At 64.2% G+C, this 19,750-nt stretch carries 19 protein-coding genes and 1 pseudogene; 16 read left to right on the forward strand and 4 right to left on the reverse strand.

What is annotated here, in order from left to right; translation table 11 throughout:
- From ABRP93_RS06795 to ABRP93_RS06830, 8 genes are all read left to right on the forward strand, one after another.
- Complete coding sequence (locus ABRP93_RS06795) at positions 1-1,335, forward strand: glutamyl-tRNA reductase (protein WP_349887389.1); 1,335 nt, start codon at positions 1-3, stop codon at positions 1,333-1,335.
- The gene (hemC, locus tag ABRP93_RS06800) at positions 1,336-2,223 is read left to right on the forward strand and encodes a hydroxymethylbilane synthase (protein WP_349887390.1); all 888 of its coding nucleotides are present in this window, start codon (positions 1,336-1,338) and stop codon (positions 2,221-2,223) included.
- A gap of 209 nt (positions 2,224-2,432) precedes the next feature.
- A complete protein-coding gene (locus tag ABRP93_RS06805) occupies positions 2,433-4,109 on the forward strand; it encodes a bifunctional uroporphyrinogen-III C-methyltransferase/uroporphyrinogen-III synthase (RefSeq protein ID WP_349887392.1) in 1,677 nt (558 codons plus the stop codon).
- 29 nt (positions 4,110-4,138) lie between these two features.
- Positions 4,139-5,122, forward strand: a complete 984-nt coding sequence (gene hemB / locus ABRP93_RS06810) for a porphobilinogen synthase (protein WP_349887394.1) — start codon at positions 4,139-4,141, stop codon at positions 5,120-5,122.
- Positions 5,123-5,131: 9 nt separating this feature from the next.
- Positions 5,132-6,121: a hypothetical protein gene (locus tag ABRP93_RS06815; RefSeq protein WP_349887396.1), complete on the forward strand. Its 990-nt coding sequence runs from the start codon at positions 5,132-5,134 to the stop codon at positions 6,119-6,121.
- Positions 6,118-6,672: a tellurium resistance protein TerC gene (locus ABRP93_RS06820; protein ID WP_349867587.1), complete on the forward strand. Its 555-nt coding sequence runs from the start codon at positions 6,118-6,120 to the stop codon at positions 6,670-6,672. The genes ABRP93_RS06815 and ABRP93_RS06820 overlap by 4 nt, the downstream gene beginning before the upstream one ends.
- Positions 6,673-6,755: 83 nt before the next feature.
- Positions 6,756-7,790, forward strand: a complete 1,035-nt coding sequence (hemE, locus tag ABRP93_RS06825; RefSeq protein WP_349867588.1) for a uroporphyrinogen decarboxylase — start codon at positions 6,756-6,758, stop codon at positions 7,788-7,790.
- Complete coding sequence (locus tag ABRP93_RS06830; protein WP_349887398.1) at positions 7,791-9,173, forward strand: protoporphyrinogen oxidase; 1,383 nt, start codon at positions 7,791-7,793, stop codon at positions 9,171-9,173. It abuts the gene before it with no gap.
- A gap of 358 nt (positions 9,174-9,531) precedes the next feature.
- On the opposite strand, the gene ABRP93_RS06835 is transcribed toward ABRP93_RS06830, so the two are convergent.
- Both ABRP93_RS06835 and ABRP93_RS06840 read right to left on the reverse strand, forming a co-directional pair.
- Positions 9,532-10,560 carry an HNH endonuclease signature motif containing protein gene (locus tag ABRP93_RS06835; protein WP_349887400.1) on the reverse strand — a complete coding sequence of 343 codons (1,029 nt, stop codon included), beginning with the start codon at positions 10,558-10,560 and terminating at the stop codon, positions 9,532-9,534.
- 115 nt (positions 10,561-10,675) lie between these two features.
- Positions 10,676-11,515 carry an NAD(P)-dependent oxidoreductase gene (locus ABRP93_RS06840; protein WP_349853359.1) on the reverse strand — a complete coding sequence of 280 codons (840 nt, stop codon included), beginning with the start codon at positions 11,513-11,515 and terminating at the stop codon, positions 10,676-10,678.
- Between the two features lie 135 nt (positions 11,516-11,650).
- Between ABRP93_RS06840 and hemL the strand changes: the two genes are divergently transcribed.
- The 7 genes from hemL to ABRP93_RS06875 all read left to right on the forward strand — a co-directional run bounded on the left by hemL (position 11,651) and on the right by ABRP93_RS06875 (position 18,123).
- Positions 11,651-12,961, forward strand: a complete 1,311-nt coding sequence (gene hemL / locus ABRP93_RS06845) for a glutamate-1-semialdehyde 2,1-aminomutase (protein ID WP_349887402.1) — start codon at positions 11,651-11,653, stop codon at positions 12,959-12,961.
- A gap of 64 nt (positions 12,962-13,025) precedes the next feature.
- Positions 13,026-13,634, forward strand: a complete 609-nt coding sequence (locus ABRP93_RS06850) for a histidine phosphatase family protein (RefSeq protein ID WP_023025111.1) — start codon at positions 13,026-13,028, stop codon at positions 13,632-13,634.
- On the forward strand, positions 13,634-14,251 hold the full coding sequence (locus ABRP93_RS06855; protein WP_349867593.1) for a TlpA disulfide reductase family protein: 618 nt from the start codon (positions 13,634-13,636) through the stop codon (positions 14,249-14,251). The genes ABRP93_RS06850 and ABRP93_RS06855 overlap by 1 nt, the downstream gene beginning before the upstream one ends.
- Positions 14,252-15,055 carry a cytochrome c biogenesis CcdA family protein gene (locus ABRP93_RS06860; RefSeq protein WP_298693955.1) on the forward strand — a complete coding sequence of 268 codons (804 nt, stop codon included), beginning with the start codon at positions 14,252-14,254 and terminating at the stop codon, positions 15,053-15,055.
- Positions 15,056-15,062: 7 nt separating this feature from the next.
- On the forward strand, positions 15,063-16,694 hold the full coding sequence (locus ABRP93_RS06865) for a cytochrome c biogenesis protein ResB (protein ID WP_349887404.1): 1,632 nt from the start codon (positions 15,063-15,065) through the stop codon (positions 16,692-16,694).
- A gap of 82 nt (positions 16,695-16,776) precedes the next feature.
- Positions 16,777-17,865, forward strand: coding sequence for a c-type cytochrome biogenesis protein CcsB (gene ccsB, locus ABRP93_RS06870; protein ID WP_349887406.1), 1,089 nt, complete (start codon positions 16,777-16,779; stop codon positions 17,863-17,865).
- Complete coding sequence (locus ABRP93_RS06875) at positions 17,866-18,123, forward strand: helix-turn-helix domain-containing protein (RefSeq protein ID WP_239268805.1); 258 nt, start codon at positions 17,866-17,868, stop codon at positions 18,121-18,123. It begins immediately after the preceding gene.
- Here ABRP93_RS06875 and ABRP93_RS06880 read toward each other — a convergent pair.
- Positions 18,120-18,394 (reverse strand): annotated as a pseudogene (locus tag ABRP93_RS06880) (hypothetical protein). The gene ABRP93_RS06875 and the pseudogene ABRP93_RS06880 sit on opposite strands and share 4 nt — an antisense overlap.
- A gap of 38 nt (positions 18,395-18,432) precedes the next feature.
- Here ABRP93_RS06880 and ABRP93_RS06885 point away from each other — a divergent pair.
- Positions 18,433-18,756, forward strand: coding sequence for a DUF4229 domain-containing protein (locus tag ABRP93_RS06885; RefSeq protein WP_349887408.1), 324 nt, complete (start codon positions 18,433-18,435; stop codon positions 18,754-18,756).
- Between the two features lie 18 nt (positions 18,757-18,774).
- Here the strand turns inward: ABRP93_RS06885 and ABRP93_RS06890 are convergent, their stop codons facing one another.
- Complete coding sequence (locus ABRP93_RS06890; RefSeq protein WP_349887410.1) at positions 18,775-19,680, reverse strand: 1,4-dihydroxy-2-naphthoate polyprenyltransferase; 906 nt, start codon at positions 19,678-19,680, stop codon at positions 18,775-18,777.
- Between the last annotated feature and the right edge of the window lie 70 nt (positions 19,681-19,750).

Here is a 19,750-nt window from a genome sequence, read left to right on the forward strand (position 1 = left end):
ATGAGCGTGCTTGTTGTGGGAATGTCCCACCAATCGGCACCCGTTGCGTTGCTGGAAAAGCTGAGCATGGACAATGTGGTGCAGCATTCCGCCTGCGGGCGGTTGGTTGACGCCGAGTCCCTCACTGAGGCGATGATCATTTCCACGTGTAACCGCCTCGAAGTTTATACGGTGACCAATTCTTTCCACACCGGCGTGCAGGATGTCATCCGAGTGCTCAAGGACGTCTCCCACGTTGAGGAGGAAGAGCTGCGCAATTACCTTTATGTGCGCTATGCCGATGCCGCCGCGGAACACCTCATGTCCGTTACCTCTGGCTTGGATTCGATGGTGGTGGGCGAGCAGCAGATCATCGGCCAGGTACGCACCGCCTACCAGTCCGCTTCCGAGCAGGGCACGGTTGGCCCGCGCATCCACGCCTTGGCGCAGTCCGCGCTGCGAGCCGGCAAACGCGTGCACTCGGAAACGGAGATCGACAAGGCCGGCGTCTCGATGGTGACTTTCGCCTTCGACCAGGCGCTGCAGCGCCTCGATGTGAAGGATCTGCAGGGCAAGTCCGCGCTCGTGCTTGGCGCCGGGGCAATGGCTTCCCTCGCTGCCACCCACGCGGGCCGGCTGGGCATTGGCGAGCTGGTGATTGCCAACCGCACCCGCGAGCGCGCCGAGCGCCTTGCCGGCCACGCTGAGGAGGCCGGGGTCCACACCCGCGTGGTGGATTTTGAGGATCGCGCCGCCGCGCTTGCCGATGTCGACCTCGCCATCTCCGCCACCGGCGCCGAGGGCTTTACCATCACCGCGTCCGACATTCCGCCCGCGCACCCGTTGATGCTCATTGATCTTTCCCTCCCGCGCGATATCGATGACGCAGCAACGAAAATCGATGACGTGGACCTGGTGAATATCGAGCGCCTGAGCAAGTCCCTGTCCGCGGCCGCCACCGATGTTGCGGCCGGCACGAGCCCGCACGAGCAGGCCCGCACCATCGTGGACGAGGAGCTTGCCGCCTATACCTCCGCCCAGCGCGTGCGCGATGTGGCACCGGCTGTCAGCGCCCTGCACCGCCGCGCGGCGGACCTCGTGGAGTGTGAGGCGGCCCGCCTGCAGCAAAAGCACCCGGAGCTAGAGGGCAAGCAGCTTGCCGATGTCCAAGGTGCCCTCAAGCGCGTCGCCGACAAGCTGCTGCATGAACCGACGGTGCGGGCGAAGAAGCTGGCGGCATCGGATAGCAGCTTTAGCAGCGAAAATGCCCTGCAGGAACTCTTTGGCCTGCAGCTGGAAGGCTCCGGCGTTGCCGTGGCCGTCAATGAATTGCCCACGCTGAACAAGGAGGCGTAAATGTTCCAGATCGGTACCCGTGGCTCCAAGCTCGCCACCACCCAGGCAGGACACGTCCGCGATTGGCTTATCGATGCCGGATTCGATTCCGAGCTCCACATCGTCACCACCGCAGGCGATACCAATATGGCCCCGGTCGAGCGCATCGGCGTGGGCGTATTCACCCAGGCGCTGCGCGAGGCGCTGTACCGCGGCGAATGCGATATCGCCGTGCACTCTTTCAAGGACCTTCCCACGGCCGAGGATGACCGCTTCCGCTTGGTCATCCCGCAGCGCCAGGACAGCCGCGAGGTGCTGGTCGCCCGCGATGGGATGACCCTGATGCAGCTGCCGGAAGGCGCGCGGGTGGGAACCTCGGCGCCGCGCCGCATTTCCCAGCTGGCCGCCCTGCGTCCGGACCTGGAGATCCGCCCGCTGCGCGGCAATATCGATACCCGCATGTCCAAGGTGACCGACGGCGAGCTCGATGCCGTGGTGCTGGCCTATGCCGGCCTGCGGCGCGGCGGATACGAGGATCGGGCGAGCGATATCTTCGATCCAGAATTATTCATGCCCGCCCCAGCCCAGGGTGCGCTCGCCATCGAGGCCGTCGCCGGCACCGAGGCGGCCGCGGCACTAGACGCCATTGTTGATGATCAAGCCACCTCCGCTGCCCTCGCCGAGCGGGCGGTTCTCGCCCGCCTCGAGGCCGGCTGTACCGCGCCCGTGGCCGCTACGTCCCGCTGGAACGGCGATCAATTAACGGTGCGCGGCGGCGTCTTTGCGCTGGATGGTTCCCGCCAATTGACCGCCACCGCCTCCGGCACCGCGGCGGAAGCAGCGGAGTTGGGCGCGCGGGTCTCTGACGAGCTTTTCGCCCAAGGCGCGGCCGACCTGCTGGGTCAGTAATTTCTACTTTAAGCGCTAATAATTTAAGGTGTAGATACCATAGATCATTTTTTGCAATGATACCCGGCCCCCTTTAAGGGCATCCCAGGACGTAGCGCCTGGGATTTTGGCCGTTATGACCTTGATACCCACCGACGGCGCGGGGAGAAACACTGCAGGCGATCATGTCCGTGTGCGGTGCCGCGGGCCCAGATCTAGAAAAGAACTTTATGAGCAATGCTGTGTCAGACACCCAGTTGGGCAAGATCGTCTTCGTGGGCGCTGGTCCGGGAAACCCAGACCTGCTGACCGTCCGCGCCCGCGAAGTTCTGGCCAATAACGCTATCGCCGTGGCCGATCCGCAGGTCATGCAGGGCGTGCGCGATGCCGTCGCCACCGCGCTGCCCGTCCCGCAAGAGCTGCTGGACGCCGCGGAAGAGGAATACGCGCAGATGTGCGCAGATGCCAAGGCCAAGGGCGCGCGCCGCAAGCCGCCCCGCCCGCCGGCACCGACCGCCGCGGTGCTCTATGCACCGGGCGAGGACATCGTAAGCCAGCTGCGCGAGTGCCTTGCCGAGGCCGATGGCGAGGACGTCATCCGCCTCGTGACCGGCAACCCGCTCAACCGCGAATCCATCAAGGCCGAAATCAACGCCGTGGCCTCCGCCGGCCTGGAATTCCAGGTCGTGCCGGGCATGTCCCTGCCCTCAACCGTGCCGTCTTTTGCCGGGCTGGCCCTGGGGTCGACGTACACGGAAGCCGATGTTACCGATGGCGCCGACTGGGACGCGCTCGCCAATGCCACCCAGCCCATCGTCTTGCAGGCCACCAAGGACGACCTCGCTGAGATATCCACCGAGCTGCAGCAGCGCGGCATGCCGGCAGAAACCGAGGCCTTCGTGACCGTCCACGGCACCACGCGTCTGCAGCGCACGTACGAGACGACGCTGGGGACCATCGCCAAGCTGGACGCGGACCTGTCCGGCCCGCTGGTGGTCACGCTCGGCCGCAGCATCGATGACCGCACCAAGTACTCGTGGTGGGAAAACCGCCCGCTCTACGGTTGGCGCGTGCTAGTTCCGCGCACCAAGGAACAGGCCGGGCCCATGTCCGCGCGCCTGGCCGGCTACGGCGCCATCCCGCAGAACGTGCCGACGATTTCCATCGAGCCGCCGCGCAACCCGGCGCAGATGGACCGCGCCATCAAGGGCATCGTCGAGGGCCGCTACAAGTGGATCGTCTTTACCTCCGTCAACGCCGTGACCGCCGTGTGGGATAAGATTTCCCAGCTCGGCCTGGACGCGCGCGATTTTGCCGGCGTGCATCTTGCCGCCGTGGGCACCAAGACCGCCGATGCCATCCGCGCCAAGGGCATGGTGCCGGAGCTTTTGCCGCACAAGAAGAAGCAAAACGCCGAGGGGCTGCTCGATGTCTTTCCCAATTACGTCGAGGACATCGACGCCGTGAGCCGCGTGCTCCTACCGCGCACCGATATCGCCGCCGATACGCTTGTCGATGGCCTCCAAGCCCTCCAGTGGGACGTCGACGACGTCGTGGCCTACCGCACCGTGCGCGCCGCCCCGCCCTCGGCAGAAATCCGCGACATGATCAAGACTGGTGGCTTCGACGCCGTGGCCTTTACCTCCGGTTCCACCGTGCGCAACCTGGTGGGCATCGCCGGCAAGCCGCACCAGCGGACGATCATCGCGTGCATCGGGCCATCGGCAAGCGCAGCAGCAGAAGAGCTGGGCCTGCGCGTCGATGTCGTGCCAGATGTTGCGGACGTGCCCGCGCTTGTCGATGCCCTCGCCAGCCACGTCGCCGCCCTCTGCGCCGCCGGTAACCTGCCCGCGCCCCGCAAGAAGCGTCGCGCGCGCAAGAAGACTACTAAGGTCGAGAAGGCGTAAGTTTTTAGTCTCGCTCTAAGGAGTACCCAATGAGCTCATTTCCTGCCCGCCGCCCCCGCCGCCTGCGCTCTACGCCGCAGATGCGCAACCTCGTCGCCGAAACCACGCTGCGTCCATCGGACTTAATTCTGCCGATGTTTATCGCAGACGGCCTCGATGAGCCGAACGAGATTTCTTCCATGCCCGGCGTGTACCAGCACACCTTTGACTCGCTGCGCCGCGCGACCGAGGAGGCCCTCGAGGCCGGTGTTACCTGCGTGGATCTCTTCGGCGTTCCGCTGGACAAGGACAAGGACGCCACCGGTTCCGTGGCCTGGAATCCCGAGGGCATTTTGAACCGCGGCATTTCCGCCCTGCGCGAGGAATTTGGCGATGACCTCATCATCATGGCCGATACCTGCCTCGACGAGTTCACCTCGCACGGGCACTGCGGTGTCCTCGATGACCAGGGCCGCGTGCTTAACGATGAATCCGTCCAGCTCTACCAAAAGATGGCCCGCTCCCAGGCCGAAGCCGGCGCTCAGATCATTTCGCCGTCTGGCATGATGGACGGCCAGGTTGCCGCCATCCGCGCCGATCTCGATGAGGCCGGGCGCGACGACGTCTCCATCATGGCCTACTCCGCGAAGTACGCCTCCGCCTTCTTCGGACCGTTCCGCGAGGCCGTCGGTTCCTCCCTAGAGGGCGACCGCCGCACCTACCAGCAGGACCCCCGCAACTTCCGCGAATCCCTGCTGGAGGCTGAGCTCGATATCGAGGAGGGCGCCGACTTCGTGATGGTCAAGCCGGGCCTGCCGTACTTGGATGTCTTGTCCGCAATCGCGGAGACCTCCTCGGTGCCCGTCGCCGTGTACCAAGTCTCCGGCGAGTACGCGATGATCAAGGCCGGCGCCGCCAACGGCTGGGTCGATGGCGAGGCCATCATGCTCGAGTCTCTCACCGCCTTCAAGCGCGCCGGCGCCGACCAGATCCTGACGTACTTCGCCACCGAAGCCGCACGCCTGCTCAAGTAAAGGATTCTTGTGACACAGCCTTCTTCTCGTCCGACGCCGCCGCCCGCGTCGCCGCGCCCCGAGCCGCCGCCGCCCGGGTCGCCTCAGGCTGGCGACCCGCACGGTCAGCAGGAGCCGCAGCCCAGCGACCCGCAGGCAGGTGATCCGCGCGGCCAGCAGGGGCCCCAGCGCGATAAGCAGCGAGAGCCACAACGAGAATCGCGTCCTGAACCGGGGCCCGGGTCGCCGCAGGGCGGCGCCCCGCATGGCCCGCGCGGTCAGCGCGGCAAGGGCTCGCAGGGCGGTTCCAAGCGCCCCGAGACCGTGGTCTACATGCTGTGGCTCTGGCTGGGCGTCGTCGCCGGCGAGACCGTCCACCAAATCCTCAATGTGGTGCTGACCCTGCTCAACCACGATGTGCTCATGGCACAGGCCAAGCAGATGGTCGACAGCACCTCGGGTGGCGAAGACGGCGAAGAAGTTTCGGACTCCTTTATTGAAATGGCCGCCTATGGGTCGGTGGCGCTGTCGGCTGCCATTGCCATCGGCGTGCTGGTGCTGCTGCTGTTTTTGCTGAAGTCGCTGGCAGGGCCATCAAAACGCGCGGGCACCTCGCGCCGCATCTGGTTCGCCTTTTCCATCTACTTCGGTTTCCGCATCCTGCTCACCTTCATGGTCACGCCCGCGGGTGCCGATGTCCCCGACTGGCTCTTTGCCGCCGACGGCATGGTGCAAATCCTGGTTGGCGTCGCCGCCGTATTGGGGCTCATCTTCTCCGTTAAGCCCGACACCCTCGACTACACCGGCGAGCTCGAGCAAATGCGCGAGCTGGAAAAAGAACTCGAGCAGGCGCGCCGCGATAAAGAGCGCGAGAAGCGCGAAAAGCAGGAAGCCAAAGAAAAAGACGCCAAAGAGAAGGACACCAAGCAAAAGGACCCCAAAGATAAAGGCGGTCGCAATCAACCTTCGCGGAATTACGGTGCCCAAAACAGGGGCGATGACCACAAGGACAACCGATGACCAGCATGTTCCCCGGCCACGGCCGGCGCGATGACGGTCGAAGCGACGGTCCTGCGGATAAAAATCAACGACCAGGGCCCCGCGACTATAACCGTCCCGTGCAAAACACCACGCAGGATCAAGACTTGTCCGTGTGGCCGCGCCCGCTCCAGTGGGCGTATTGGGTGCTCGTTGTCGCCGCCGTCATCATGCTGGTCAGCGGCATGGTCGGCATCTTCGGCGGAGGCGGCGAGCAGATAGAGCCCTCGGACTCGCGAATCGCGGAGTATGTGCGGTCGAACCGCCTATTCGTCTCTGTATTTAATATCATCGGTGCGATCATTTTGGCGCTCTTTTCCGCACAACTCGCCAACGGATCGAAGTGGGCGCGCCGCATTATCTCAGTTGTCATCGCGATTGCCCTCTTTTTCAATATCGCAGCCCTGGCGCTTGGCATTGGCGGGCTCGGCCTGCTGCTTATCGCCGTGACGCTGCTTATCGCGGTGGTTCTGCTTTTCCGGCCGCAGTCCAACCGGTTCATTGCCCACCGCAGCCTCCACGGGCGCGACTGACGCCTGGCTTGCGGGGCGGGAGCGCGCGGCCAGCGGCGCGGCAAATTAGCCCCTGCTCCAACTTTTGATTCATAATGAGGAGTATGTCTCGACTTAACCGCGCCCCCATTATCGATGCCGCGCTCGGCCGCACCCCCTCCCGCCCACCAGTTTGGTTGATGCGTCAAGCTGGTCGCTCCCTGCCGGAGTACCGCGCCGCCCGCGAGGGCATCGGCATGCTGGATTCTTGTTTCATGCCGGAACTCCTCGCAGAAATCACCCTGCAGCCGGTGCGCCGCCACGACGTGGACGCGGCCATCCTCTTTTCCGATATCGTGGTCCCGCTCAAGGCCGCCGGCGTCAACGTTGACATCGTGCCCGGCCGCGGGCCGGTGATGGAGAAGGCGGTGAGGGAGAAGGGGGACATCGGCAAGCTGCCTATTTTGGAAGCCGACGTGCCCGAAGTTGCCCAAGGCATTGCGGGAATCCTCGGCGAACTGACCGAAACCCAAGCGCTCATCGGCTTCGTTGGCGCGCCATTTACCCTGGCCAGCTACCTCATCGAGGGCGGTCCCTCCAAGAACCACGAGCGCACCAAGGCGCTCATGCACGCTGAGCCCGAGACGTGGCACATGCTCATGCGCCGGCTCGTGCCCACCATTATCAATTTCCTGCGGGTGCAGGTCGATGCCGGCATCGACGCCATGCAGCTTTTCGATTCCTGGGCCGGCTACCTCAACGAGCGTGACTACCGCGAGTTCGTGCTGCCATATTCGCAGGAAATCCTGGCCAGCGTCGATATTCCGCGCATCCACTTCGGCGTGGGCACCGGCGAGCTGCTACAGGCGATGTCCGAAGCCGGCTCCGAGGTCATGGGCGTGGACTACCGCGTGGCCATGGACGCCGCCGCCCAGCGCGTGAACTCGCGCGTGCTGCAGGGCAACCTCGACCCGGCGCTGCTTTTTGCCGGCGACGATGCCGTGCGCCAGGCCGTGCGCACCATCCGCGGCGAGGTGGAGCGCGCCCAGCAGCGCGGCGATATCGACACCCACATCTGGAACCTTGGGCACGGGGTGCTGCCCACCACCGACGCGGAGGCCATCACCCGCGCCGTATCCATCATTCACGAGGAGGGCTAAATGCGTATTGCCATCATCGGTGCCGGCCTCGCCGGCCTTACCGCCGCCTACGAACTGCGCGATCACGACGTCGAGGTTTTCGAGGCCGCCGGGCGCATTGGCGGCAAGCTGTATTCCGTGCCGTTTAATGACGGCCCCACCGACATGGGCGCCGAGGCCTTCCTCGCCCGTCGGCGCGATGCCGTGGACTTCTTCCACACCCTCGGCCTCGCCGGCAGTTTAGTTGACCCGTCAGGTTTGCGCTCGCTGGTCTACAGCGGGGAGCTGAAGTCCCTGCCGCAGGGCGGCGTGATGGGCATTCCGTCGCGTTCCGAGCCCGTTGCGCACCTGGTTTCGGAGGACACGGCGCGGCGCATCGATAATGAGCAGCCCTTCGAGTGGACCGTGGGCGGCGACGTCTCGGTCGGTGAGTTGGTGCGTCAACAATACGGCGGGGACCTGGTGGACCACGTGGTTTCTGCGCTGCTGGGCGGGGTGTACTCGTGCACCGCCGATGACCTGGGCCTGCGCGCCACCATCTCCACGCTTGCCGATGCCCTCGATACCCTTGCCGCCTCCGGTCCCGTCACCCTCTCTGCGGCCGTGCGCTCCCTCGAGGAAGCCCGTGCAGAGAACCCCAGCGCCGGCGGGCCCGTTTTCCAGACCTTCCGCGGCGGCTACGCCGAACTTTATGAGACCCTGGCCGAAAAATCCCGCGCCAAGATTTTCGTTGACACGTTCATTTCTGGCATCACGCGCGAGGGCGATAAGTTCCGCCTGGCCGGCGCGCCGGGCGATACTGCGCCTTTCGACCGCGTGCTGGTAGCTACCCCGGCACCGACTGCCGCGCGGCTGCTGCCCAAGGTGGCTCCGGACGCGGCGACGCGGTTGAAGGGGGTGAAGCTGGCGGCATCGGCAGTCGTGGGCCTCAAATTTGACTCCGACACCGATCCCTCCGGCACCGCGCTGCCGCAGAACTCCGGCATCCTCGTCGCCACCGACCAGGATGACGTGCACGCAAAGGCATTCACGTTGTCATCGCGCAAGTGGCCGCACCTAGCAGAGCGCGGCGGGGCGCTGGTGCGTGCCTCGTTCGGCCGGTTCGGCGACGACGCCATCGTCCGCGCCGAAGAAGATGACCTCGTGGACTACGCCCTCGATGACCTGCAGCACCTGACCGGCTTCGATGGCCGCGCGGCTGGCGTCGCCGAAATCTTCACCCAGCGTTGGTTCGGCGGCCTGCCGCGCTTCGATGCCACCCACCTCGACACCGTGGTAGCCGTGCGCGATTCCTTGACCCAGTCCCCCGGCGTCGACGTCACGGGCGCCTGGGCCGGCGGCGTGGGTGTGCCTGCGGTCATCGCGGATGCGCGCGCTGCCGCAGCCCGCATCGCTAGCAGCTAAGTCACACACCTGCGCCCCGCAGCTAGGCCTAGAACCTAGCGTCACCTGTGGCTAGCACCACCGGAAGCCAGCGTCGGCCGCAGCTAGTGCCGCCAGCAGTTGCCGCCAGCCGCGGTTAACGCTGCCGGTTGTTAAGAATCACCGGCGGTGGCTCGGCTGAACCGCGACGCGATTCGAATAAGCAGCGAGGCGGATTTGGGCATGCCTAAACAGGCAGCAGAATTACTGCTGCCTGAATAAGCGCGGTGTGGGCGATTCCGCGCGTGCGGAAACCTAGCACGCACGCGGATACCTGGGATGCGCGCAGGCTTAATCCTCGGCCGGGAATAGCGGCCGGGGCCGGGGCTGGGTGCGAGTGCTAGGGTTCGGCGCCGGGGCCGGGCACGGCGTCGGCCCATGGTGGTTGCCACACCACCCGCCCGCGTCTGCGGGCGAGGCGACCGCGGCGTGGCGGTGCATTCGGGTCATCGTCGTTGACGCCGTTGTGGTACGGGCAGCAGGCCGCAAGGTTGGCCATATTGGTATCCCCGCCGTGCTGCCAGGCTTCCAGGTGGTGGATTTGGCACTTATCCGCGGGATAGTTGCACCGCGGCCACGGGCAGACGGGATTTTCGGCGGCGGCCATGAGCCGCTGTTTCTCGTTGGCCATGCGCTCGGTGCGGTAGAGGTTTACCGCGCCCTCGAAGGGATGCACGAGGGTGATAAGGCCGCGCTCGGAAAGGGTGCGCGCGACCAATTCGGCGCCGGTGAGCCGCGCGCCGTTGGTGAGTTGGATGGTGATTTCTTCGCCGTCGCCATCGATGATGCGGTCGAGCTCGTCGAGCGTGATGATCGCATTGGTCGTCACCGTGGGGTGCGGGGCGGCGGAGCCGGAGAAAAGCCCCGCGACGGAGTCTAAGGGTGCATTTTCGTCCAAGTTGGACTCCAAGTCAGCGATGAGGGCGGAGGGCCCGGTAATCGCGAGCGTCCACGGCGCATCCTTGCGGCGGCGAATGCGCACGCCGGGGCGCGGCGGGGTGGGCGGATTAATCTCGCGCAGCTTCTTGCGCGCGAGCTTTTCCATCTCATCGGTATCCGCGGCGGTGCGGCAGAGCTCCACCCGCAGCTGCCATGCCTGGCGCTTGGTCTTGGCGCGAGTGGCGTAGCGCTCGATGACCTCGAGCGTTGGCAGCGCGTGGGCGCGTTCGCGAGCGGCGGCCACGGCGCGGCGTTGTTGCCGGGAAAAGGAGGTGGGGGAGAAGAAGGCATCGGCAAGCGTGAGCAGCGTGCGCGCCGTACGATTCGGCGCACCGGCCGCGCGCAGCTCGCGGGCGGACATGCCTGTGCACCCGGCGACGATGTCGATGCCGGGCGCCAGGGCCGCGAGGTATGCCTGAAGTGCTGTCATGCCCCGCAGCTTAAGGTGATAGCGCAACTAAAGCGCGGCGCGCGAGCGCAGCCTGTGGATAACTCGCCCGAAAAGCGCTAAAAGGCCGCGGTTCGTTGACGCGACATGTGAATAACTAGCCCTTATTGCGGAAAACGAAGATGGATGAGAAGTCCTGGTTCCCGTGGCCCATGTCCTGCATCTCGGCGAAGCGCTCGATGGCAGCGGATACGGCGGGCAGGGGCTTATCGGAGGTCTTCTCCATGAGCTTGGCGTCCTTGGCCAGGGCGTCGACGGTGAAATCGCCGGGGTCGGTATTGCGTTCGCCGGTGATGAAGGGGCCTTTCATATTCGACATGAACGACAGGCCGGTGATGTCGAGCATCTGCAGGATGACCTCGGAATCGAGCCCCTCGGATTCGCCGAGTTGCAGGGCTTCGAGCAGGCCTTCGGCGGTCACGGCTAGGGCAAGGTTGGCCAGCAGCTTGCCGATGGCCGCCGTCGCCGCCGTTTCCACCCCAATCAGCTTCTCTTCGCCGGCCCAGGCCTCGGCAAGGCCGAGGGCGACCTCGCGGCGGTCATCGTCGGGCGTGCCGACATAAACGCCCAGGTTGCCCTCGCGTGCCGGCCCCAGCGAGCCCACGACGGGGGAGTGGACGTAGGAGTTGACGGCGGCGGCGAACTCGCGGGCATCGTCAGGCGAGACGGTGGTGGTGTCGATCCAGGTAATGCCCTCGGGGATAAGCTGTGGCTCGATGATCACCTCGCGGATCTGATCGGGGCCGAAGAGGGAGGTGATGATGACCTCGGCGCCCTCGATGGCCGCGGCAGGGGTATCGGCGCGCGCCGCGCCCTCATCCACGAGCGGTTGTGCGCGCTCAGCGGTGCGGTTCCACACCGTCAGCTCGTGCTCAGATAGTAGGTGGCGGGCAAGCTCGGTGCCCATGCGTCCGGTTCCTAAAAATGCGATCTTCATACCTCCCCAGTGTGCCATCTCAGCGGGAACGCCGTTTCTATGACGTATCACGGAAACGCGGGAAAGCTTAGTGGGTTGCTGTGAATTCCACCGACATGCACAGTCAAACTTTTGTATGGCGCGCGAGTCGCTAGAATGACAGACATGCCTAATACTTCCCAGTCGCAACAGTGGTTCGAGCGTTCCTCCAAAGTGATCCCGGGTGGGGTGAACTCGCCGGTGCGCGCTTTCGGCTCCGTGGGCGGCCAGGCCCGCGTGATTGAGCGGGGCGAGGGATCGCGCCTGTGGGATGTCGACGGCAATGAGTACGTCGACCTCGTAAGCTCCTACGGCCCGATGATCCACGGCAACGCGCACCCGGAAATCGTCGAGGCCGTGCAGCGGGCTGCCACCGGCGGGCTGAGTTTTGGCACGCCGACAGAGGGTGAGGCGCTGCTGGCGGAGGAAATCGTAAAGCGCACCGCGGCTGATAAGGTGCGCATGGTTAACTCCGGTACGGAGGCGACCATGTCGGCGGTGCGTTTGGCCCGAGGTTACACCGGCCGCGCAAAGGTGCTGAAGTTTGAGGGTTGCTACCACGGGCACGTGGATGCGTTGTTGGCATCGGCGGGCTCGGGCGTGGCGACGTTCGGCCTGCCGGATTCGCCGGGCGTTACGGGTGCGACGGCGAAGGACACCATCGTCGTTCCTTATAACGATCTGGATGCGGTGCGCGAGGCCTTCGCAGAGAACGAGGGCCAGATTGCCTGCATCATTGCGGAGGCCTCTGCCGGCAATATGGGCACCGTGGCCCCGAATGAGGGCTTCAACGCGGCGCTGAAGGAAATTGCGCATGCCGATGGCGCCCTGCTCATCCTCGACGAGGTTATGACCGGCTTCCGCACCTCGTATAAGGGCTGGTACGGCGTCGATGGCGTGGCGGCGGACTTGGTGACCTTTGGCAAGGTGGTTTCCGGTGGCTTGCCGGCTGCGGCCTTTGGCGGTCGCGCCGAGGTCATGGACTACCTGGCGCCGGATGGTCCGGTCTACCAGGCGGGCACCTTGTCCGGTAATCCGGTGGCGATGGCCTCGGGCCTGAAGTCGCTGCAGCTTGCCGATGAATCCCTCTACCCCCGCCTGCAAGAAAAGGCCGACCAGCTCGGCGCGATGATTTCTTCCGCGCTGGAGGCCGAGGGCGTGGCGCACCACATTCAGCGCGCGGCATCCATGTTCTCCATTCGCTTTGCAGAGGGCGAGGGCCGCAACTTCGCGGACATGCAGGCCGCGGAGAACTTCCGCTTTGCCCCGTTCTTCCACGCGTTGCTTGAAAACGGCATCTACGTGGCACCGAGCGCGTTCGAGACTTGGTTCGTCTCTGATGCACTTGGCGATGCCGACTTTGAGCGCATCGATGCCGCCCTCAAGCCCGCCGCGAAGGCCGCGGCCGCAGCGCGTCCCGCACAATAAGATCTGCGCAACAAGGTCTGCGCAACTAGGTCTGCACAATTAGGCCTGCTCAACAAGGAGAGACATGACACGCACCATCGTTCACCTCGTGCGCCATGGCGAGGTACACAACCCGGGCAAGATTCTGTACGGGCGCATTCCGGGCTATCACCTATCCTCGCGCGGGCATTCCATGGCCGCGCGGACGGCGGAAAGCTTCCGCGATCATGATGTGACCTATTTGGCGGCCTCGCCGCTGCAGCGCGCGCAGGAAACGGCGCGGCCGATTGCGCAGGTGACGGGGTTAAATGTGGACGTCGATAAGACGCTCATTGAGTCCGGCAACCAATTCGAGGGCTTGCGCACCAAGGGCCTGCGATCGGCGCTGTGGAACCCGCGGCACTGGCCCAAGCTGACTAACCCGCTGGAGCCGTCGTGGGGTGAGGCGTATGAGGGCATCGCCGAGCGCATGCTCGGTGCGGTCGACCGCGCGCATACCGCGGCAGAAGGCCACGAGGCCGTGCTGGTGAGCCACCAGCTGCCCATCGTGATGGTGCAGCGCACGGTGCTGGGCCAGCGCCTGCCGCATGCGCCGTGGAACCGCGAGTGCGCGTTGGCCTCGGTAACCTCGCTGCTTTTTGAGGATAACCAGGTCACCGATATCTTCTATTCCTCGCCGGCGCAGGAGATTTAATGGCACGCACACGCACCCGTGCGGCAACGCGCGTTGTGGCAGCCGCGCTTTCTATAACCGCCCTGACCTTGACCGCCTGTACGCAGGACGCCGACAATGCACAAAACGCGGTGGCTACCGGCGGCGAGTTTGAATTCATCTCCCCGGGTGGGGAGCGGGAAATCCACTACGAGGAAGCCGATAGGAAACCGCTGCGCAGCTTCAGCGGCGCCGATGTCCGCGATACGGATAAGACCATTTCTTTGGACGATTACGAGGGCCAAGTCGTGGTCTTGAATTCTTGGGGCCAGTGGTGCGCGCCGTGCCGCGCTGAGGCCGATGACCTGCAGGCGGTGCACGCAGAGCTGCAAAAACGCGACCTGGGTACGGTCTTAGGCATCAACGTGCGCGACTATAACCCGCAGGTATCCAATGACTTCTTGGACGATAACGGCCTGGAGTACCCCTCCATCTATGACCCGCCGTTTAAGACGGCCGCGGCGCTCGGCGGCGTGCCTACGTCCGTGGTGCCGACCACGATCGTCTTGGATAAGCAACACCGTCCGGCTACCGTTTTCTTGCGGTCCATCACTACCGATGACGTGATGGATGTTGTGGATAAGTTAGAAAAGGAATAAATGGATTACGCAGCAAATATCGGCGGTTCGTTTGCCGAGGCTGCCACCTCCGGCCCGTTGATCCTCGGCATCCTCGCCGCGGCTCTGGCGGGTCTTGTCAGCTTTGCCAGCCCCTGCGTCATCCCGCTGGTGCCCGGCTATATCTCCTACCTCGCCAGCGTGGTTGGCGGTGAGGTGAGCTATGACGAGAAGCTGGGGGTGGGCGTCGGCAAGCGTAGGCAATGGGCCGTCGTGCTGGCGGCAGCGCTGTTCATCTTGGGCTTTACCGTGGTCTTTGTGCTGGCGACGGTCTCGGTCTTTGGCGCAATTTCTGCGCTCACGCTCAACGCCGATACGCTGATGCGCGTGGGCGGCGGCGTCACCATCTTGATGGGCGTGGTTTTCCTGGGTGCGATTCCGGCGCTGCAGAAAGACACCCGCCTGGCGCCGAAGCGCTGGACCACGTGGCTGGGCGCGCCGCTTTTGGGCGGCGTTTTCGCGCTGGGCTGGACGCCGTGCCTGGGGCCCACGCTGGCGGCGATTGTGTCCATTTCCGCCGGCACCGAAGGCGTGACCGCAGCCCGCGGCGCCTTGCTCATCGTGGGTTATTGTCTGGGCCTTGGCCTGCCGTTTCTGCTGGTGGCGCTGGGGTCCGCGCGGGCGATGCGCACCATCTCGTGGGCCCGCAAGCACTCGCGCACCATTCAGATTATCGGCGGCGTGGCGATGATCCTCGTAGGCCTTGCCCTGATTACCGGCCTGTGGGGCGAGTTTATTTCCTATATCCAGAAATGGACCGTGGACTACGGCGCAACCCTCATTTAGGAGAAACGTGAAATATATCCGCAAAGCCTGGCGCTGGCTTACCAGCATGCGCACCGCGCTAGCCCTGCTATTCCTGCTGGCGCTCGCCGCCATCCCCGGCTCCCTCTTGCCGCAGCGCGATCTGAACGAGCAGAACGTGCAGGAGTTCATCGAATCCAATGGCACCGTAGCGGAAATCTACGATAAGCTGCAGCTTTTTGATGTCTTTTCCTCCATCTGGTTCCAAGCCATCTTCCTGCTGTTGGCGGTCTCGCTCATCGGCTGCATCATCCCGCGCTCCATCGATCACTACAAGGCGTGGCGCACGCAGCCCACGCGCGCGCCGAAGTACCTGCACCGCCTGCCGCTGAGCGCCGAGGGGCATTCGGATAAGAGCGAGGAAGAACTCAGCGCGGAGATCCACAAGCGCCTGAAAAAGTGGCGCGTGGCCGAGTACACCCCGGATAAGGACCGCGCTGGGGTGCACGCCTTTTCCGCCGAGCGCGGTTACGGCCGCGAGCTGGCCAACCTCATCTTCCACGTCGCGTTGGTGGCCATTCTGGTCACTGTGGCCGCCGGCCGCCTGGTCAACTACGAGGGTCAGGTCATCGTGGTTACGGAATCCGGCTCGCAGGGCGGCAATACCTCGCTGGAGCAGTCCACGGAGTTCTGTAATACCTCCACCTCGAACTTTGACTCCTTCCGGGCAGGGCCGCTTTTCGATGGCACCGGGCTCCACCCCTTCTGCATGACCGCGCATGACTTCACCGCGAAGTACCTGCCCAATGGCCAGGCGGAGATGTTTACCTCCAATGTCTCTTATGCGGAAGGCGACGATATTTATAAGGATCCTTCCGAATGGAAGGACTACGAGCTCAAGGTCAACCATCCGCTGCGCCTGGCACAAAACCGCGTCTACCTGCAGGGCCACGGCTATGCGCCGACGGTGACCGTGGAGTGGCCGGATGGTGAAAAGCGCACGCAGACCATTCAATTCCAGCCCACTGACACGACCTTCTTCCTGTCTTCGGGCGTGCTGCGCTTTGACCCGCCGGCGGGCATGTACCCGGATCTTTTCGAGCGCCGCCAAAACCAGTTGGCCATCCAGGGCCTTTTCGCCCCGACGGCCGAGTGGAGCGGTGAGAACGGCAAGCTTTTGCAGTCCTCTCACCCGGGCCTGAATGATCCGGCGCTGGCGGTCGATATTTACCGCGGCGATGCTGGCCTCGATACCGGTACCCCGCAGTCCCTCTTTTCGCTGGATTCAAGCCTCGTACACTCCGGGCAGCTGCAGAAGATCGACCGCGTGAACCTGAGCCAAGGCGATGACGTCACGCTTGACGATGGCACCAAGATCACCTTCAACGGCGCCAACGAGTTTGCCAATTACCAGGTCTCCTATGACCCATTCCAGAAGTGGGTGCTGGCATCCGCGCTGATCATGTTGGTATCCCTGGTGGCCTCGTTGATGATTAAGCGCCGCCGCGTCTATATTCGCCTGCGGCCGGATTCCGCCGGCGGTACTACCATCGAGATGGGTGGTCTCGCCCGCACCGACCGCGCCGGCTGGTCCGAGGAATTCCATGAGCTGCACCGCGCGCTCTTGGAGCTTCCGGATCCAGATGAGGTGGAAGAAGACAAACTCTATACTGATGATTAATCCAACTATAGTTGGATCCCGCTGTGTGCATGAGTAAGGTATTCAGCATTATCCCGCACGTGTGAAGGCTAGGTGGACTCCCTTGCAGATCGATCAGAATCTGTCGAACTTCTCGGATCTCGCGGTGCAGACCGCATTCGTGGTGTACTGCGTCGCGCTATTTATGTCGCTGTTGTACTACGGCCGCATTCGCAGCCTCATCGAGGCGCGGCGCGCGGGCCGCTCGGAGGCGTCCAAGGTATTGGTCGGCGCAGGGGCTGAGGCCGGCGCCGCTGCCGGGACCGCCACCGGAGCTGCCACCGGCTCTGACGCCGCCACTGGCACGGGCGCAGCAGCCGCCAACACCGATTACGAGGCTGAGGCCGCCTCTGCGGCCGCAACCTCGAGTGAAGACAAAGTCGCGGAAAAGGAACGCAAGCTGGATAAGCTAGGCGGCATGACCACCTCGCTGATGTGGGTGGGCATTGCTTTGCACGCCGCGGCCATCGTGCTGCGCGGGCTGGCCACGGGCCGTTTCCCGTTTGGCAACCTCTACGAATACGTGTTGATGGTGTGCTTCGGCGTGCTGCTAGTGGGCAATATCGCCATGCAGCGCAAGGAATGGCGCACGGTCTGGCCGTGGATCCTCACCCCGGTGCTAGCGCTGATGTTTTACGGTTCCACCAAGCTCTATGCGGATTCCGCACCGGTGGTGCCGGCGCTGCAGTCGCACTGGCTGCCCATCCACGTCACGGTGGTGTCCTTGGGCGCGTCCATCGGCATCGTGTCCGGCATCGCCTCGCTTTTGAGCCTGTTGCGCCAGTGGCAGCCAAAGAACGCGGAGCGCGGCCTCTTTGGCGCGCTGGCTTACCCGCTGCCGTCCGCGGCGAAGATTGACCGCCTGGCGTATCGCTTGGGCGTTATCACCCTGCCCACCTTGGGCCTAGGCATCATCTTGGGCGCCATTTGGGCAGAATCCGCGTGGGGCCGGCCTTGGGGCTGGGACCCGAAGGAAACCGTGTCTTTTGCCACTTGGATCCTCTATGCGGCCTACCTGCACGCGCGTGCGACCCCGGCCTTCCGCAAGGCCGCGCCGTGGATCAATATCTTGGCTACGGCCGTGATGATCTTCAACCTCTTCTTCATCAATATGGTGGTCTCCGGCCTGCACTCCTATGCGGGGCTGAACTAAATGGCCACCAACCATAGCCCGCGCAATAAGCAGGGAAAGCCCGCCGGCGATAACGAGCTCATCTTGGGCTTGGGCGCGCAGATTGCGCAACGGCGGCGTGAGTTGGGCATCGTCCAGCAGCAGCTTGCCGATGCCGCCCACATCTCCCGCTCCACCCTCCACACCATCGAGCACGGTGGGGCAGGCGTGCGGTGGGAAAAGGTTACCGCCGTGGCAGAAGCGCTGGGCTTGGAGATGCGGTTCGTGCCAAAGGATTAATCCTGGTTGTCGTCTTGGCCCTTTGAACCATTGTTGCCGTCGGCGTCGCGAGTGCGGCGCTGGCGGCGTTTTTCTTCCTCGGCCTCCTGCTTGCGGCGCTGCTTGAAGCGCTCCTTTTCCAGGTTCCACAGGAATTCCTCGTCATCATCGGGGCCCTTGATGGAACGCGGTTGTTCTTCAACCTGGCGGGACTTCCAGGATGATGGCCCAAAGGCCTTCCACACCAGGTAGGCGGCGAGGACAAAAGCAGTAGGAGGATTAGTCGACCCATGCAGATTATTCTACCTGTACGGCGTACAATCGACCCCCATGACGCACAACCCTGAGCCACCAAAACCGGACCCCGAACTGCGCCGTCGCTCCCGCAAGGCGCTATGGAAATACGGGCTCGCGCGCGTGGTGCTTTTTATCGCGCTCACCGCGGTCATCGAGCTGCTGGCGGTAGCGATTGGTTTCCCCATCCCCGTCCTCGTGGCAGCGCTGCTAGCGCTCTTTGTCGCCCTGCCGCTATCGATGCTGATTTTTAAAAATTGGCGCATCGAGGCCACGCAGACGTTGGCGGAATACTCCGCGCAACGCAAGGCGCACAAGCGTTGGGTACAGGCCGAATTGGAAGGCCGCGCGGAGGCCTAGGCGCGCAAGCCTAGAGGCCTAGACCAGGGCGACGGCGATGGCCTCGATGACTGCCCAGATGAGCATGGCGCGCCCGGTCAGCCCCAGCACGGGGATGAGCTCGGCTCCGGTGGCGCCGCGATTGACGGTGCGCACCGCGCGGAGTGCAAACGGGAAGTAGACCAGACCAGCGAGCGCGAGCCAGCTGCCGAAGGCAACCGCGATGGTGAGCACGAAGGGCAAGAGTAGCAGGCCGGTAAAGAGCAGGCGGGCGTTCTTATTGCCTAGCCGCACCGCTAGGGTGATCTTGCCGGCCTCGGTATCGGAGGGGATATCGCGGATATTATTGACAAGGTTTACCCCGGAGCTCATGGCGCCGATGCCGATGGCCAGGGCCAGGCCCGTCCAGGAAATGCGGCCGGCTTGGGTAAATTCGGTGCCCAGCACGGCGACGAGTCCGAAGAATATAAAGACGGCGACCTCGCCCAGGCCGCGGTAGCCGTAGGGGTTCTTGCCGCCGGTATAAAACCACGCGCCGGCGATGCACAGCGCACCGATGAGGATGAGCCACCAGGCACCAGCAGCCAGCGACAGGGTGATTCCGGCCAGGCCGGCGACGGCAAAGCACCCAAACGCGGCGTATTTCACGTGGCGCGGCTGCGCAAGCCCGCTGCCGGTCAGGCGCTGCGGGCCGGTGCGGTCATCATCGGTACCGCGGATACCATCGGAATAGTCGTTGGCATAGTTCACGCCGATGATAAGCGCCCACGCCACGATGAGCGCGAGCACCGCGCGGCCGATATGCCCGCTATTAATGCCGAAGGCCGCGCCCGTACCGGCGATTACGGGTGCGAAGGCATTAGCCCACGTATGCGGGCGGGCGCCATTGATCCAATCCTGTGCGGTAGCGGAATAATTACCGGCTGATGAAGTCATAGCCACCATTGTGCCACTGGGCTGGCAGCGTTTAGCAATCAGGAAGCCGGGGCCGGAGTCGAGGCCGGGGCCCGCGGTG

The sequence above is a fragment of the Corynebacterium sp. KPL2850 genome, from assembly GCF_040225855.1.
GTDB lineage: Bacteria > Actinomycetota > Actinomycetes > Mycobacteriales > Mycobacteriaceae > Corynebacterium.